Origin of the sequence: Nonomuraea sp. NPDC049714, assembly GCF_044465295.1 — a bacterium.
In the GTDB taxonomy this organism is placed as follows: domain Bacteria; phylum Actinomycetota; class Actinomycetes; order Streptosporangiales; family Streptosporangiaceae; genus Nonomuraea.
Genome location: NZ_JBITLM010000005.1, coordinates 168,574 through 184,141, shown reverse-complemented (window position 1 = coordinate 184,141; position 15,568 = coordinate 168,574). Strand labels below are relative to the sequence as shown.

Below are 15,568 nucleotides of genomic sequence, written 5' to 3'. Positions count from 1 at the left end.
CCGCATTCTGCCGACCGGGCGGCCTTCCATAGCGTTGCGCCCATGATGCAGACGATGATGAACGTGCTGGTGGCGGCGGCCGTCGCGACGGGCGGCCAGGGGCCGGGCGTGCGCCCCGAGCTGGAGAAGATCGTGGCGGGCGACGCGGCGACGGCCGCTCTGGCGCGGGTCAGCGACGGAAAACGTACCTGGTCCGGCGCCGTGGGGGTGCGCGACGTCAAGCGCGGCGGGCGGCCCTCGCCCGGCGGGCACTTCCGGATCGGCAGCGTCACCAAGACGTTCGTCGCGACCGTGGTGCTCCAGCTCGTGGACGAGGGCAAGGTGCGGCTCGACGACCCCGTCGACCGCCACCTGCCGGGCCTCGTACCGGGCGGGGAGCAGATCACCGTCCGTGCGCTCCTCAACCACAGCAGCCATCTGTACGACTACATGAGCGAGCCCGGCCATTCGACCAACCGGTGGCGCGGCGACGCCCGGTTCCGTTCGTACCAGCCGCGTGAGCTGCTGAAGGTGGCCTTCGCCAAGAAGCTCCCCGACGACGGCCGGTGGCACTACTCCAACACCAACTACGTGGTGCTCGGGCTGCTGGTGGAGAAGGTGACGGGCAGGGCGTACGGCGAAGAGGTCAGGCGCCGCATCCTGCGCCCGCTGGGGCTGCGTCACACGGTGGTGCCGGGCGATCGGGCGGGCCTGCCGTCGCCGCACGCCAAGGGGTACGAGCCGATGCCCCGCCTGGTGGACGCGACGCGGATGAACCCCTCGCTCGACTGGGCGGCGGGAGAGATGATCTCGACCACAGCGGACCTGGAGCGGTTCATGTCCGCCCTGCTGGACGGCAAGCTGACCAGCGCCGCCTCGCTGCGCGCCATGCGCACGACCGTCGACACCAAGGTCGGATTCGGCTACGGGCTCGGCCTGCAGGCGTACCCGCTGCCGTGCGGCAAGGTGTGGGGCCACAGCGGCGAGCTGATCGGGTACCTGACGTTCGCGTTCCGCTCGGACTCGGGCAAGTCGCTGACCCTGTCGATCAACCCGTCGACCCGCAACCCTTCCACGGCGGAAGTGATGGGCATCGCCACCAAGGTGTTCTGCGGGTCCGCAGGCTAGGCGCGGGACGGCGCGTGTCCGTACGGGCTGATCGTACGGACACGCGCCGAGATGAGGACCGTCAGTCGCTGCTGTCATGTGTCCAGTTACGCACCGGCGGGGCGTATCGGGCTGGCTTGTCCGCCACCTTGACGTCGGGGCTGATCAGCCAGGCCTGATAGTCGGGCGTGAACATCCGGTAGACCGACGGAGGCGGCGTCGAGCTTGCCTCGTCGAGCCGGGCGCGCAGGTCGGCCGGGAGGTCGAAGTCGAGCGCGGTCAGGTTGGCGTCGAGCTGGGCGACGCTGCTCGCCCCGATGATCGCGGCGGCGACTCCGGGCTGGGTGGCGACCCAGTTGACCGCGACCTGGGCCATCGTCACGCCGAGGCTGCCGGCGACGCTCTCCAGTGTCGCCAGAAGCCGCCACTGCTCGTCCGTCCACGAGCGGCCGGCCGAGCCTCCGTCGCTGAGCCGGCCCTCCCCGACCAGGCCTCGGTCGGCCTGCCGGTACTTGCCGGTGAGGAAGCCGCCGCCGAGCGGGCTCCACGCGGTGATGCCGAGCCCCAGGCTCTGCCCCATCGCGACGTGCTCCAGCTCGATCGCCCGCTCGATGAGGGAGTAGGGCAGCTGCAGGCTGACCGCGGGCACGAGGGAGTGCGCCTCGGCGTAGGTCTGGGCCCGCGCCGCGTACCAGCTGGGCACGTCGGACAGGCCCGCGTAGCGGATCTTGCCGGCTCTGGTGAGGTCGTCGAAGGTCCGCATGACCTCCTCGACGGGGGTGATCCGGTCCCAGGTGTGCAGCATGAACAGGTCGATGTAGTCGGTGCGCAGGCGGCGCAGCGAGGCCTCGACCGCTCTGATCATGTGCTTGCGGCCGTTGCCCCCGGCGTTCGGATCTCCGGGGTCGACGCTGTTGGTGAACTTGGTGGTGAGCACGACCCGGTCGCGCACCTTGGCTTCCGCGATGAGGTTGCCGAGGATGGTCTCGCTCTCGCCGGCGGTGTAGAAGTCGGCGGTGTCGATGAAGTTGCCGCCCGCTTCGAGGTAGCGGTGGAAGATGGGACGGGCCTCCTCTTCGGTCTTGCCGTAGGCGGCGTGGAAACCGCCGGTGCCGAAGTTCATGGTGCCGAGCGCCAGTCGGCTGACGCGCAGCCCGGAACGTCCGAGCAGGTAGTAGTGGTCGAGAGACATGAGGGTGTTACTCCGTTCGGAGGCGCGTTCTTGCCGTTTGAACCTTTCGGTCCATTCAGCTTGCGCATCCTAAATTGGACTGTCAAGTCCAGAAACGTCCTTCACCGCAGGAGTGAGCCTGTGGGCGCGCAGGTGGGCGAGGCCCAGGTCCAGCGCCGCCTCCAGATGCGTGGTCCGGCCGGTGGACAGCTGGAGCAGCACGCCGCCCTGGATGCCGGCGAGCAGGGCGGCGGCCGTGCGGTCGGGGTCGAGGCCGGGGTCGATCTCGCCGATGTCCTGCATGTGTCGTACGCCGGTGGCGATCTCGGCCTGCCAGCGGCGCGTCAGCTCGGTGACCACGGCCTGCGCGCCGGGCGTGGTGTCGCCCAGCTGCGACATGACGGAGTTGAGCGGGCACAGGCGGCCCTGCCTGCGATAGCGGTCGACGACCGTGTCCCGCCACAGCTGCCAGGCGGGCCAGGAGGTGAGGTCGCCGAGCTGGGGTTGCTGGTCCTCCAGCACGCGATCGGCTTCCAGGCGGGCCACGGCCAGCAGCAGTTCCTCCCGCCCGCCCGGGAAGTAGTGGAACAGCTGGCTCTTGCTCGTCGCCGTCCTGGCCAGCACGTCGTCGAGGGTGGTGGCGGGCACGCCGTGCTCGCGGATGTGCGCGGCCGCGCCCTCGAGAATGCGCTGCCGCGTCGCGGCTCCCTTGCTGGTCAGTGAACGCATGGAAGCCTCCATTTCCCTCGTAGGTCGACTTTATGGTGTCAGGCCGACCTCGCTCGTCGTCGGCCAGGCTCTTTGAGGTGATTTGGCAGTACAGATCACTGATCCTCCGTATCGACGGCGCAGGGTCAGTAGGTTGATCCCGTGGCTGACAACGGGGGACCACGGGCGCTTTCCGACCGGTACGTGCTGCTGGATCGGCTCGGCAGCGGCGGCATGGGGACCGTGTGGCGCGCGACCGACCGGCTCCTGAACCGCACCGTCGCCGTGAAGGAGATGCATCTCCTGGCCACCGGCCGGGAACTCACCGAGCAGACGGCCCGGATGCTCCGGGAGGCCCACACCGTCGCCCGGATGTCCCACCCGAACGTCGTCAACGTCTACGACCTCGTGGACCAGGACGGGCGGCTGTGGCTGGTGATGGAGTTCGTGGACGGGCCCTCGCTGCAGGAGCATGTCGCCACGACCGGCCCGATGAGTGCCTCCGCCGTCGCCGGGATCGGGCTGCAACTGCTGTCCGCCCTGGAGGCCGTGCACGCGGCCGGCGTGCTGCACAGGGACGTCAAACCGGGCAACGTCCTGCTGCGCCGCGACGGCAGAGCGGTCCTCTGCGACTTCGGCATCGCGGCGCTGAGCGGGACCGATCCGCTGACCGCTTCCGGCGCGGTGGTGGGGTCCTTCGAGTACATCGCCCCGGAACGGCTGAGCGGCCGGCCCGTGGGGCCGCCGAGCGATCTGTTCTCGCTGGGCGTCACCCTGTGCGTGCTGCTGTCCGGCCGTTCGCCGTTCGCCCGGCCGGAGATCGCCGGCGTGCTGAACGCCGTCATCTGGAAGGACGCCTTCGGGAGCCTGGCGGACGACGGCATCGACGCTGTGATGCGGACGCCGGACGACCCGAAACAGTACTGGGTGTTCTCAGGTGACCAGTATGTCCGGACCACGCTGGACGGCGAAGGACCCGGCGGCGACGTCACCTACGGTCCGGCGAACCTCGACGGCTGGCCCGGCACCTTCGGCAAGGTCCCCGCGTTCAGGCTCAGGGAACGCGGTCGACGACGACCATCATGTCCGGGTCATCCGGCTTCTGCAGCACGTCATCGATCCAGCCGTCCCCGGGGCGGATCCGATGGAAGCGGAACACGACACTGGTGTCGTTCGCCCCGATGACACAGCGAACGGGAACCGGCTCCGGCAGCGCCCGGACCAGGCCGAACACCCTGTCCGCCACGACCAGCCCCAGCCTCAGCAGCCCGGCCTGATCCTCCTGGCTGATCAGAGGCCGGTCATCAAGGCTCGTCACCTGTACGGGCGCGTAATCCTCGAGGTGGAAGGCGTTGACGAACCACTCATAGCCGGACAGGTCCTGCCACCCCATCGTGGCGATCGCCGCCGAAGCGGACTCCGGCATCCCCACCCACTGGCCGACGTGATCGGCGAACACCCAGGCGCCCTCGTTGTACGTCAGCCCGGCCGCGAACTTGTCGAGGAGAGCCTGGCCGAGCTCAGTGACGGGGAAGGGCTGGAGCAAGGGCTGAAGGGCGGATGCCGCCGCTTCGTTCATCCGCATGGCAAGCACCACGGAACGGTACCGTTCCCTCGGCCCCGGGAGGTCACGTACAGGTGCCGTCGATCGAGCAGGCGCCCGGCGGCGTCGCCACGGCCTCGGCGCGTGCGGTGGCCGGGCTCGCGTCGAGCAGGCGGTGCCAGGCGGCGTCAAGCGGTGGCCGGCTGGTGCTCGGGGCAGTCGGTCCGCAGGTCCGTCAGCGGCAACGGCGTCCGCAGCAGGTGGCAGTGATGGGGTGCGGCCGGGTCGGCGTGCGCGCGACCTCCTCGCCGCTCTCGGTCAGGGTGAGCAGCCGCCGGCGCCCGTCCGCGCCCGGCGAGCGCGTCACCAGCTGCTTGCGCTCCAGCGCGCCGACGGCGTGGTGCTCAGGAGCCGGGCGTGGAAGGGCGCCGGGTCGGCTGGTGTGACACCGACCCAGGCGCAGGCGCTGGAGTCGCTGCGCGGGAGGCCGACGAGTCTCGGCGCGCTGGCCGCTCGCCTGGGGTCTCGGCCGCGACCGCGAGCAACGCGGTGAGCACCCTTGTGGACAAGGGGCTCGTGGTGAAGGAGCCCGGCGCGAACAAGCGATCCGTGACGCTGCGTCTCACCGAGGCGGGCGAATCGATGGCGGATCGGGCGAGCGAGTGGCCCGACTTCCTGAGCGGTGCCGTCGAAACGCTCGACTCCCGCGAGCAGGTCGTCATGCTGCGGGCGCTGGTCAAGCTGATTCGCACGTTGCAGCAGAACGGCGACATCCCGCCGCAACGCATCTGCGTGACCTGCCGCTCGTTCCGGCCGCGCGTCCACGCGGATTCCGTGAACCCGCACCACTGCGACTACCTGGACGCGGCCTTCGGGGACCGGGACCTGCGCCTGGACTGCCCCGAACAGGTCGACGCCGCACCCGAGCAGCAGGACCTCGCCTGGCGACGCTTCGCCTCCACGTAACCGCCCTCGTGGCGCTCGCCGGAGCGGCGGGGCGTTCAGTACGCGGCGTCGAGCTTCGCCCGCTGTTCCGCCGTCAACTCCAGGTCCACCGCGGCCAGGCTCTCCTCCAGCTGCTCGACCGAGGAAGCGCCGACCAGCGGGATCATCGGGATCTCGCCGCCCATGAGCCAGGCGAGCACCACCTGGTTCACGGTCGCGCCGGTCTCCTGCGCCACCTCCCGCAGCGCCGCGAGCCGCCGAGGGGTGCCCGCGTGGTCGAACGCGCCGTCGAGCGGCTTGTCCTCGCGTACGTATCCGCCGCCCAGCAAGGGCGAGTAGGCGACGAGTGTGAGCTCGGGCTCGGCTCGCAGATAGCTGAGCAGGTTGCCGCCGACCACGCCGAGGTTGCCGTCCTCGGAGCGCAGCGTCGGCAGATCGGTGCGCGGGCGCAGGTAGGTGTGGTGATACTGCAGGACCTCGTACCCGGGCAGCCCCGCCGAGGCCGCCAGGCTCCGGGCTCGCTCCAGCCGCCACGCCCAGTGGTTGCTCGCCCCGAGCAGACCCACGACGCCGTCCTCGACCAGGCCAGCGAAGGCCTCGACGGTCTCCTCCAGCGGCACCTGTGAGCCTTCGACGTACGTGTGGGCGTACAGAAGGTCCAGTTTCTCCACGCCGAGGCGCTCTCTGCTGCGCGCCGAGGATTCGCGGATCACGGGGGCGGACAGGCCTTCGAGGTCGCGGCTGAGGGTGGTCGCGGGAGCGGTGGGGCGGCCGCCGAGCTTGGTGGCGATGACGATCTCATCCGTGAGGTCGCGACTGCGCCGCCAGCGGCCGAGCAGCGCTTCGCTCTCGCCTCCCTGGGTGCCGTTGACCCAGTAGGCGTAGTTGTTGGCGGTGTCGAGGAAGTTGCCGCCGGCTTCGACGAAACGGTCCAGGATGGCGAACGAGGTCGCCTCGTCGACGGCGGTGCCGAACAGCATGGCGCCCAGGCTGAGTGCGCTGACGCGGCGGCGGGTCTTCGGATCGCTGCCGATCGTACGGTATTTCACGAAAAATCCTTTTTCACGGCCATTGTGGGTGTTAGGTGGGATTTCTTCACCTTGGAGTCCACCCGGCCGCATGTGAAGATCGATAACTGCCATTTATGCTCGTTTATCGGCCAACGGGCCCCAGAGCGTCTAACGCTCACCTGGAGTGACGACACCCGACTCGTAGGCCAGGACCACCGCCTGCACCCGGTCACGCAGCCCGAACTTCGTCAGGATGCGCCCGACATGCGTCTTGACCGTGGTCTCCGACAGGAACAGGTCGGCCCCGATCTCGGCGTTGGAGGCGCCCCGGGCCAGGCCGAGGAAGACCTCGCGCTCACGCTGGGTGAGCGCCTTGAGCACGGCGTCCGGGTCGCTGCCCGCCCTGGCCACGAGCTGCCCGATGAGCCGCCGGGTCGTGGCGGGCGCGATGATCGAGTCGCCCCGGTGCACGTGCCGGATCGCGGCGATGATCTCCTCCCCGGACGCGTCCTTCAGCATGAACCCGCTCGCACCGGCGCGAAGCGCCGCCAAGGCGTGCTCGTCGAGGTCGAATGTGGTCAGCGCCAGCACCTTCGGCGGGTCGTCCAGCCGCTGGATCTCCCTGGTGGCGGTGACCCCGTCCATCCGGGGCATGCGGATGTCCATCACCACCACGTCGACGCGCCGCGCCTCCAGCGCCTTCAGGGCCTCCAGCCCGTCACCGGCCTCGGCGACCACCTCCATGTCGGGCTGGGACCTGACGACCATGGTCAGGCCGTTGCGCAGCAGCTCCTGATCGTCGACGATCATGATCCTGATGATGGGAGACTCCTCGGCTCATAGGGCAGGGCGGCCGACAGTAGGAAGCCCGCGCCGGGCCGCCCGCCGGTCTCCAGGGTGCCGCCCACCATGCTGAGACGTTCGCGCATCCCGGTCAGCCCGACACCGGCCTCTTCCACGGCCGGCCCGGCGCCGTCGTCCGCGATGGTGATGTGCAGTCCGTCCGGGCGCCACGCGAGCGTCATGTCGGCCGTGGCCGTCGCCCCCGCGTGCTTGATCACGTTGGTCAGCCCCTCCTGGATGACGCGATAGGCGGTCAGGTCGACGGCCGGCCGCAGCGGCCTGGCCTCCCCGACCTCCTGTACGGCGACGCGGACGCCCGTACCGCGCACCTGGTCGAGCAGGTCGGAGAGGTCACCGAGGCCCGGTTGCGGCGCGGTGCCGCCGTCGGCGCGCAGCACGCCCAGGAGCCCGCGCATGTCGCGCAGGGCGTCGCGCCCGACGCCGGCGATGGTGGCGAACACGCCCGCCCCTGGTGCGTCCGGATCGGACAGCCTGCCGCCCTCCGCCTGGCTGACCATGACGGCGAGCGAGTGGGACACCACGTCGTGCATCTCGCGGCTGATCCGGTCGCGCTCCGCCCGCGTCGCGTCCGCCCGCTCCCGTGCGCGGTCGGCCTCGGCCCGCTCCGCCTTCGCCCTGAGCTCGGCCAGGAACAACGTCCGCACCCGGCTGAGGCGGCCCAGCGACCAGAGGCACGCGGTCACGGCGACCAGACCGGTCGACAGCCCGATCCGCCAGGGGACCAGGTCGTAGCCGCCCGACGAGCCTCCCCACGAGGCCGGATCCCAGAACCGGGCCACGACCAGGACCACCCCGGCCAGGGCGACGCCCAGGCAGGCCAGGCCGGGCAGGAGATCGAGCCGGCCGGACACCGTATAGAGCAGCAGCCCGAAGACCAGCGAGCTCGGCAGCAGCACCGCCGGATAGTAGGCGCCGGCCGGGTCGTGCAGGGGCGGCAGCAGCACCAGCAGCAGCATCGCCGCGGCGGCCAGGCCGTACGCGGTCCGCGGGCGCAGCCGGCGCGGAACCACGCAGCCGTGCAGCACCAGCAGCCCGAGCCCCGCGAGCAGGCGAAGAGGCAGCGGGCTGTCCGAGGCCCGGAGCAGGCCGACCGAGACCAGGCCCAGGGGCAGGGCGAGCAGGACGGCGAGCACGGCGTCGCCGCTCACCGGATGCCGGCTGAGAAACGAATCCACCGCGGCCTCGGCCGGAGACGGGGACTCTTCCACACCTGACATTATGGTCAGCCCCCGTCAGCGAGGCTCCGGCGGCGGGCGAGGTACGCCAGGGCGGCCACCGCCAGGGCCGCGCCCCACAGCGGCCACAACATCTCCGGCAGCCAGGCGCCCAGCTCCTCGCCGGCCCCGGCCGGGCCGACCTGCTCGCCGCTGACCTTCTTGCGTACGTACATCAGCCCGGCGGACGTGATCGGGAGGGATACGGCCAGTGCCGAACCGGCTGGGAGGCGGGCCGGAATCGGCCGCCCGCGCAGGAACGGCACCCAGCGCGGCCAGGTCTCGCCCCATGGCCGGATCAGGCCGACGGTCAGGACCGCGCCGAGGAGGCCGAGTGCGCTGAGACCGGCGCCGATCGGGGTGATCTCGGCGATGTAGGCGAGGAACTCGTCGCTGACGCCCACGGGAACGCCCAGCAGCCAGCCGAAGCGGGTGACGGCGTACACGACGGGGACGGCGACCGCGACGGCGACCGCGTAGCGCCCGGCCCGGAGCGCGCCCGCGGCGCTGCCGGGCCGCCCCTGTCCCGCGAGCAACGCGCGCGTCCCCAGGACCATCAGGCTGACGCCGGCCGCCATCAGGATCAGCAGGTTGACGCTCGGCCAGGTCAGCATGGACGCGATCATCGAGAACTCGACCTGGCCGGCCAGCGCGGCGGCGAGCATCACCGGCAGGTACCCGGCGGTCATCATGACGCGTACGTCGGGCAGCAGCACCGCCAGGCCGACGCCGGTCACCACGGCCACGACGGCGGCGGCCCGGTTGAGCCGGCCCCCGGCGGCGAGCGCGGCGACGACGCCGGCCACCAGCGCCGCCACCGCCAGCACACTCCCGCCGACCGCCGCCGGATGAGGGTCGAGCAGCGTGTCGCCCGCGCCCGCGCGACCGGCGTCGAAGGGGTATCCGGGCGCTCCGAGAGCCCAGAGAAGGGCGAGGACCAGATAGCTCGCCGACCAGACAGAGATGATCACGACCGTACGGCGGATTCGTGGATGAGAGGTGTTCACCCGGCTCAATCTGCCGCCGAGGCGGTGCCCCGCACATCGTCACCAGGTCTCGGCCGGGTCCTCCGGAGGTCGTGACGCCGGGTCCGCGCGGTGGACGCCGGCAGCACGGATCCGGTGAAGTAGGCGGCGCTCTCCGCGTCCGTCGGGTAGTACGACTCGATCGAGACCTCGTCCAGGGTGATGTCCATCGGGGTGCCGAACGTGGTGGTGGTCGAGAACAGCCGGAGTTCTCGGTCGCCGAAGCGAAAGATCATCGGGACCGCGATCTCGGACTCGATCGGCTGGCTCGCGTCGTCGGAGCCGGGTGCGAGGAACTCCTCGTAGAGCGTGGTGAGCTCGAGGTCGGGAGCCGTGGCGAGCTGGCGTGTGATCCGCGTGCGGAGCACCGAACGCACCTCGGCCAGGTTGACGATCCGGGAGGCGAGCCCGCGCGGGTCCAGTCCGAGCCGCACCAGGTTGATCGGCGGCCGGAGCAGGTCGGGATCGACGTCCGCGAGGAACGGGTCGATGGCGCGGTTGGTCATCACGAGGTTCCAGCGGCGATCGATGACCAGCGCCGGGTACGGCTCGTGCGCGCGCAGCACCTTGGCGATCGCGTCCCAGGCGGCCGACAGCGCGTCCCCGTCGAGCGGCCGTTCGGCGTAGCGGGGTGCGAAGCCGGCGGCGAGCAACAGCCGGTTGCGCTCGCGTAACGGCACGGCGAGCTGATCGGCCAGCCGGAGGATCATGTCGGCGCTCGGGTTGGACTTGCCGGTCTCCACCAGGCTGACGTGACGAGCCGAGACGTCGGCGGCGATCGCGAGATCGAGCTGGCTGAGCCCCCGGCGATGCCGCCACTGCCGCAGCAGTTCCCCCACCGTGTGCATGGCCGCCGATGCTACTCCTCGGCGAGCGGGACGCCATGACATGCGAGTTCATCGACAGCCGTCGCGACGGCGGGAACACTGCTCCGCATGACTGCGAAGAACATGACCACGGACAACAAGAGCATCGTCCAGCGAGCGCTGACCGCACTCGTCGCGACGGGCGACGTCGATGCGCTCGCGCCGTTGTTGAGCGACGATTTCGTCCATCACCGGCCGGATTCCTCCTCGACCAAGGCGGAATGGCTCGCCGCCGTAGGGGCCGCGCTCATCCCGCTCGCCGGCATGCAGGTCGAGATCGGGCACGTGCTCGCCGACGGTGATCACGTGATGATGCGCTCACGGCGTTGGCTGCCCGGCGCCGAGCCGGGGATCGTGGTCGTCGACATCTGGCGGCTCGACGACGGGCTGATCGCCGAGGCGTGGGAGATCATCGAGCCGGTGTCCCAGGCGGCCGCCCATCTGACGTGGTGGGAGCCCGCCGAGCGCTGACCCCGTCCAAGGATCTTGCCGAAAAGGAATTTTTGCATTTTCGGCAAGATCCGTTATGGTGGGGGACATGACGGGAAATGTCGACATCGGGCTGCGGGAGCGCAAGAAGCGGGAGACCCGCGCCGCGCTGAGCCGGGCCACGATCCGCCTGTGCCTTGAGCGCGGGCTGAGCAACGTGACCGTGGAGGAGATCGCCGAGGCGGCGAACGTGTCCGTGCGCACCTTCCGTAACTACTTCTCCAACAAGGCCGAGGCGGTCGCCGCCGGCCACCTGGAGCGGGCGCTGCGGATCGCCGACGAGCTGCGAGCGCGGCCGGTCGACGAGCCTCTGTGGGACTCGATCGTGAGCGCGGTGCAGGCCCAGCTCGCACCGGGCGAGGGCGACGGTGAGGGTGCCGGTGGCGGGTCTCCCCCCGACCGGCGCCGGCAGGACGCGCTCCGGCTCCTGCTGGCCGAGCCGGCGCTGCAGGGCGAGGTCCTCAAGGCGGACGTGGCCGCCCGGGACGAGCTGGCCAAGGCGATCGCCGAGCGCACCGGCACCGACGTGACCCATGACGTCTACCCGAAGCTGGTCGCGGCGGTGGTCGGCGCGGGCAGCGCCGTGGCCGTGGAGCACTGCCTGAGCGCCGACCGGCCGACGCCGCTCGGGCCGCTGCTGCGCGAGGTGTTCGACCGGCTCACCGCGGGCCTTCCCGCCCCCTGAGCCGGCTGAGCCGGCTCACCCCGTCCCCTGAGAACGTGCGAACGAAGGAAACACCGATGATCAGAGATGTCGTCATCGCCGGCGGCGGTCCTAACGGGCTGATGATGGCCTGCGAGCTGAGCCTGGCAGGAGTCCGGCCGATCGTGCTGGAGCGGCTGCCGGAGCCGAGCGAGGAGCCGAAGGCCAACGGACTGCTGGGCCAGGTCGTGATCATGATCGACCGCCGCGGGCTGTACGAACGACTCGGCGGCAGCCCGTCGCCACCGCGGCCGAACTCCGCGTACTTCATGTTCGGCGCGCTGGGCCTGGACCTGAGCCTGCTGGAGGACAGCCCGATCCACACCCTGCCGGTGCCGCAGCGCCGCTTGGTCCAGGTCCTTGAGGAGCGCGCCATCGAGCTGGGCGTGGAGATCCGGCGGGGCCACGAGGTGGTCGGCCTGTCGCAGGACGACGACGCGGTCACCGTCGACGTCACGGGTCCGGGCGAGGCGTACCAGCTGCGGGCCCGGTACCTGATCGGCGCGGACGGAGCCCACAGCACCACGCGCAAGCTCTCCGGCATCGGGTTCCCCGGCGTCACCTACGACCGGATGACCCTCCGCTCGGCGCACGCGACGGTCCCGGCGGACTGGGTCGATCCCGTGACCGGTGCGCTGAACGTGCCCGGTCATGGCGCCGTCCTGCCGTTCCTGCCGCACCGCACCGAGCACGGCGGGTTCTCCTACGCGCCGATGCCGGGCCACCCGCCGCTGATCAGCGTCACGGAGTGGGACCAGCCCGCGACCGACGCCCCGATGAGCCTCGATGAGGTACGGGCGAGCATCCGCCGCGTGCTCGGCGTCGACGTGCCCCTCGGTCCGCCCGACGGCGCAGGGCCGCACGCGCTGCGCCGGCTGACCGGCGGTAACACCCGGATCGCCGAACGGTTCGCCGACGGCCGGGTGTTCCTGATCGGTGACGCCGCCCATGTGTACGCCGCCACGGGAGGCGGCCCCGGCCTCAACCTCGGCCTGCAGGACTCGGTCAACCTCGGCTGGAAGCTCGCCGCCGAGATCCGGGGCAGCGCCCCGCCCGGACTGCTGGACAGCTACGAGACCGAGCGGCGATCAGCCGCCGAGCGCATGGTCCTGAACGCGCAGGCGCAGTCGGCCCTGATCGCCCCCGGCGGCGACGTCACCGGGCTGCGCGAACTGTTCACCGAACTGCTCCGCGACCCGGACACCGTACGACGCCTGGCCGAGCTCACCGCGGGCGCCGACGTCCGCTACGACATGGGCGGGCCCGAGGCGCACCCGCTGGTCGGCCGGTTCGCCCCGGACCTGGAGCTGCGTACCTCGGCCGGGCCGGTCCGGCTGGCCGAGCTGACCAGAACCGCGCGCCCGCTGCTGCTGGACCTGACCGAGGACGCGTCGCTCGCGGAGACGCTCGCCCCGGTGGGGGACCGCGTCGAGATCGTCACCGCCCGACCCCAGCCCCACGCGCCCACGGCCCTGCTCCTTCGGCCGGACTGCTACGTGGCCTGGGCATCGGCCTCACCTCGGCCGGATCCTGCGGAGCTGGCAGCGCTCCGGGCAGCCTTGCAGCGGTGGCTCGGCGCCGTCGAACCGGCCCGAGCCTGACGCGTGCCTACGATCGCCCGGCCGACCCCCGAGCGATCACGAAATGCCGGGCGGATACGGGAAATTGTCGAACATGTCGTCCATCTCCGCCGGAGACGCGTGACGCCACATCTTCACCACGTCGCGGACGCTCCTGTCGTCCAGGTAAGGATTGTCGGCCCCGGCGGCCGGCTTGGTGATCGACTGTATCGTCCAGCCGATTCCGACAAGACGGTTCAATTCAATCCACCGACGTACGTCGATCCCGAGGAACACCGTGGCCCTGACGATCGGGTGCCAGGCGTGCCAGTTCTGCGGCGGCTGGCCGGGCCGGACGTTCATCATGTGCGTACGCGACCCGTACGGCATGCGCGGATCGAACAGGACGCCCTCTCCGAACCAGACGAACGCCGCCGTGAGCCCGCGCCTGTCATGCCCGTAGAAACGGTGGTAGATGTCGAGCTGTAAACGCGACAGATAGGCGAAGGCGTCCCTGGCAGGCGCCATCTCGGCGATGAAGCCGTCGGGATACGTGCCCGCCTGGCGATGCCGCTGATAGAGGGGATAAAGCTTTTCGGGAGAGCCGCCGGCGACTGCCCCGATGGCGGTGTACGCCTCGATGATCTCGGCGGTCGCCTGATATTGGAAGACGTTTTCGTAGGTGTACCACAACTCGTTCGCCCGGCGGTCGCCGCGCATTCCCTCGACGTCCGGGAATTCGGGATCGTGCGGCTGCGGGCGGTAACCTCCGGCGAACGCCGGAGCGGTCGTCGAAAGGCCTGTCCCGAGAGCTCCTAGTGTCACCACGGAGGCCCTCAGAAGGGCGCGACGGCTGGGCTGGCGCATTCCTACCTCATTCTTCCGGTGATTGTCCCAAGGGTTGATGGGGCACGTCATTCGCGATGGCGACGCAGGAACGCGTACCCGGCGATTCCCACGGCGGCCCAGGCCAGGCAGCGCAGCGTGATGCCGGGGAGCGCGGCGAGCAGCGCGTCCAGCCCTTCGTTGGCCGCGGCGGCTCCGGACAGGATCGGCGGGCCGAACCGGGGTTCCTCGACGGCGTCCAGCCGGCCGGCCAGCAGGAGCGCCCCCAGGAACAGCAGGGTGGATCTGCCGGTGGACGGAACGAGCGCGCGGCTGGTCAGGATGGCGAGCACGAGCGCGACGGCCGGTTCGACGACCAGCAGCACCACCCCGCCGAGCAGGGCGCGCGGGTCGACGCCCGCCTGGACGGTCATCCACAGCGGCGGCAGCAGGACGACCACCGAGAACAGCAGGCTCACCCCGTAACCGGCCAGCAGGCGGCCGGCCAGGAGGGCGGCGCGGGAGCGCACCATCGTGGCCGACACCAGCCGATGGGTGTCGGGCTCGGTGTCGAGGACCTGGCGGGCCGCCCACGCCCAGACCGGGATCATGAAGATGCTGAGATATCCCAGAGTCTCCAGGACCGCGCCCTGGGCGGCGCCCGGCGTGTTCGGCGGCGCGCCGGACAGGATCGCCAGCAGGATCAGCGTGGGAACGAGCGGCTGAACGAATCGGTAGGAGTTACCGTACGCTCTGACATAGAACCAGCTCAGGGCCGTGACGCTCACGTGCCGACCTCCGCCGCCCCGCCGATCTCCACGTCATAACCCAGCTCGCGCAGCTGATCGGCAGTGGTGTCGGCGTCCCTGGGGTCGACCCGCACCCGCAGGATCACGCTCGGCCTCTCCTCGCGGTGCGGGGGCGGGTCCGCCGACACGGAGACGGTGCCGCCGCCGACCTCCCACCGCTGTCCCAGGTCTATCCCCCTGAGATAGTTCTGATGGTCGCTCACGATGACGCCGCTGCCCTGCTCCGCCGCCTTCGCCACCGCGCCGGAGACCGCGTTCATGGCGGCCGCGTCAAGCCCGGCGAACGGCTCGTCGAGGACGAGAAGCGCCGGCTCGGCTACGAACGCCTGGATCAGCCCGACCTTCTGCGCGCTGCCCTTGGACAGGTCGCGGAGCCGGGTGGCTGCCAGGTGCTCGCACCGCAGGCGCTCCAGCCAGGCTCCGATCACGCCGCTCCGCTGGGCGGAACGTATCCGTCGGACGCGGCAGACGTGTTCGAGATATTCCCGGACGGTGAAGGAAAGCCCGGTGGGAAAACGCTCGGGTGCGTAACCAACGGTATCCGGCCGCTGTGCTATTTCGCCGCCTGACGGCCGCGCCAATCCGGCGACCAGCCGCAGCAGCGTCGATTTACCGACGCCATTCGCTCCGGTCACCTCGATTATCTGACCTAATGGCAGATCCACGTCTACGCCGCGGAGCACCCACGGGCCGCTGCGTCGATAACGATAGGCGACGTTCCGCAGCCGCACCTGCCGACCTCCATGGAGAG

At 70.7% G+C, this 15,568-nt stretch carries 16 protein-coding genes; 6 read left to right on the top strand and 10 right to left on the bottom strand.

Annotated features, from left to right (window positions below; all coding sequences use genetic code 11):
• Nucleotides 1–42: 42 nt before the first annotated feature.
• A complete protein-coding gene (locus ACIBQX_RS21630) occupies nt 43–1,107 on the top strand; it encodes a serine hydrolase domain-containing protein (protein WP_397007116.1) in 1,065 nt (354 codons plus the stop codon).
• 61 nt (nt 1,108–1,168) lie between these two features.
• Here ACIBQX_RS21630 and ACIBQX_RS21625 read toward each other — a convergent pair whose 3' ends face one another.
• On the bottom strand, nt 1,169–2,278 hold the full coding sequence (locus tag ACIBQX_RS21625) for an aldo/keto reductase (protein ID WP_397007114.1): 1,110 nt from the start codon (nt 2,276–2,278) through the stop codon (nt 1,169–1,171).
• Nucleotides 2,279–2,347: 69 nt separating this feature from the next.
• Complete coding sequence (locus tag ACIBQX_RS21620; RefSeq protein WP_397007112.1) at nt 2,348–2,986, bottom strand: TetR/AcrR family transcriptional regulator; 639 nt, start codon at nt 2,984–2,986, stop codon at nt 2,348–2,350.
• Nucleotides 2,987–3,127: 141 nt separating this feature from the next.
• Here ACIBQX_RS21620 and ACIBQX_RS21615 point away from each other — a divergent pair, with 141 nt between their 5' ends.
• Together ACIBQX_RS21615 and ACIBQX_RS21610 are read left to right on the top strand one after the other, a co-directional pair.
• Nucleotides 3,128–4,150 carry a serine/threonine-protein kinase gene (locus ACIBQX_RS21615; protein WP_397007110.1) on the top strand — a complete coding sequence of 341 codons (1,023 nt, stop codon included), beginning with the start codon at nt 3,128–3,130 and terminating at the stop codon, nt 4,148–4,150.
• A gap of 907 nt (nt 4,151–5,057) precedes the next feature.
• Nucleotides 5,058–5,474 (top strand): hypothetical protein, encoded by a 417-nt coding sequence (locus ACIBQX_RS21610; RefSeq protein WP_397007108.1) that lies wholly within the window; start codon nt 5,058–5,060, stop codon nt 5,472–5,474.
• Between the two features lie 35 nt (nt 5,475–5,509).
• Here the strand turns inward: ACIBQX_RS21610 and ACIBQX_RS21605 are convergent, their stop codons facing one another.
• The 5 genes from ACIBQX_RS21605 to ACIBQX_RS21585 form a co-directional block, all read right to left on the bottom strand.
• Nucleotides 5,510–6,502, bottom strand: coding sequence for an aldo/keto reductase (locus ACIBQX_RS21605; protein ID WP_397007106.1), 993 nt, complete (start codon nt 6,500–6,502; stop codon nt 5,510–5,512).
• Nucleotides 6,503–6,631: 129 nt separating this feature from the next.
• Nucleotides 6,632–7,273, bottom strand: a complete 642-nt coding sequence (locus tag ACIBQX_RS21600) for a response regulator (RefSeq protein WP_397007104.1) — start codon at nt 7,271–7,273, stop codon at nt 6,632–6,634.
• Nucleotides 7,270–8,535, bottom strand: coding sequence for a sensor histidine kinase (locus tag ACIBQX_RS21595; RefSeq protein WP_397007102.1), 1,266 nt, complete (start codon nt 8,533–8,535; stop codon nt 7,270–7,272). Before ACIBQX_RS21595 ends, ACIBQX_RS21600 begins: the two co-directional genes overlap by 4 nt.
• Before the next feature lie 14 nt (nt 8,536–8,549).
• Entirely contained in the window at nt 8,550–9,512 is a 963-nt protein-coding gene (locus ACIBQX_RS21590; protein WP_397007100.1) for a hypothetical protein, read from the bottom strand.
• A 41-nt stretch (nt 9,513–9,553) separates the two neighbouring features.
• Complete coding sequence (locus tag ACIBQX_RS21585) at nt 9,554–10,414, bottom strand: helix-turn-helix domain-containing protein (protein WP_397007098.1); 861 nt, start codon at nt 10,412–10,414, stop codon at nt 9,554–9,556.
• An 87-nt stretch (nt 10,415–10,501) separates the two neighbouring features.
• On the opposite strand from ACIBQX_RS21585, the gene ACIBQX_RS21580 reads away from it, so the two are divergent.
• The 3 genes from ACIBQX_RS21580 (at nt 10,502) to ACIBQX_RS21570 (ending at nt 13,225) form a co-directional block, all read left to right on the top strand.
• Nucleotides 10,502–10,903, top strand: a complete 402-nt coding sequence (locus tag ACIBQX_RS21580; RefSeq protein ID WP_397007096.1) for a nuclear transport factor 2 family protein — start codon at nt 10,502–10,504, stop codon at nt 10,901–10,903.
• 67 nt (nt 10,904–10,970) lie between these two features.
• Nucleotides 10,971–11,606, top strand: coding sequence for a TetR family transcriptional regulator (locus ACIBQX_RS21575; RefSeq protein WP_397007094.1), 636 nt, complete (start codon nt 10,971–10,973; stop codon nt 11,604–11,606).
• Nucleotides 11,607–11,662: 56 nt separating this feature from the next.
• Entirely contained in the window at nt 11,663–13,225 is a 1,563-nt protein-coding gene (locus ACIBQX_RS21570) for an FAD-dependent oxidoreductase (protein ID WP_397007092.1), read from the top strand.
• Nucleotides 13,226–13,261: 36 nt separating this feature from the next.
• Here the strand turns inward: ACIBQX_RS21570 and ACIBQX_RS21565 are convergent, their stop codons facing one another.
• From ACIBQX_RS21565 to ACIBQX_RS21555, 3 genes are read right to left on the bottom strand one after another with little or no spacing between them, the layout of a single operon-like run.
• Nucleotides 13,262–14,050: a hypothetical protein gene (locus ACIBQX_RS21565; RefSeq protein WP_397007090.1), complete on the bottom strand. Its 789-nt coding sequence runs from the start codon at nt 14,048–14,050 to the stop codon at nt 13,262–13,264.
• A gap of 47 nt (nt 14,051–14,097) precedes the next feature.
• A complete protein-coding gene (locus ACIBQX_RS21560) occupies nt 14,098–14,796 on the bottom strand; it encodes a hypothetical protein (RefSeq protein ID WP_397007088.1) in 699 nt (232 codons plus the stop codon).
• The gene (locus ACIBQX_RS21555) at nt 14,793–15,500 is read right to left on the bottom strand and encodes an ATP-binding cassette domain-containing protein (protein ID WP_397007830.1); all 708 of its coding nucleotides are present in this window, start codon (nt 15,498–15,500) and stop codon (nt 14,793–14,795) included. The genes ACIBQX_RS21560 and ACIBQX_RS21555 overlap by 4 nt, the downstream gene beginning before the upstream one ends.
• Nucleotides 15,501–15,568 lie beyond the last annotated feature (68 nt).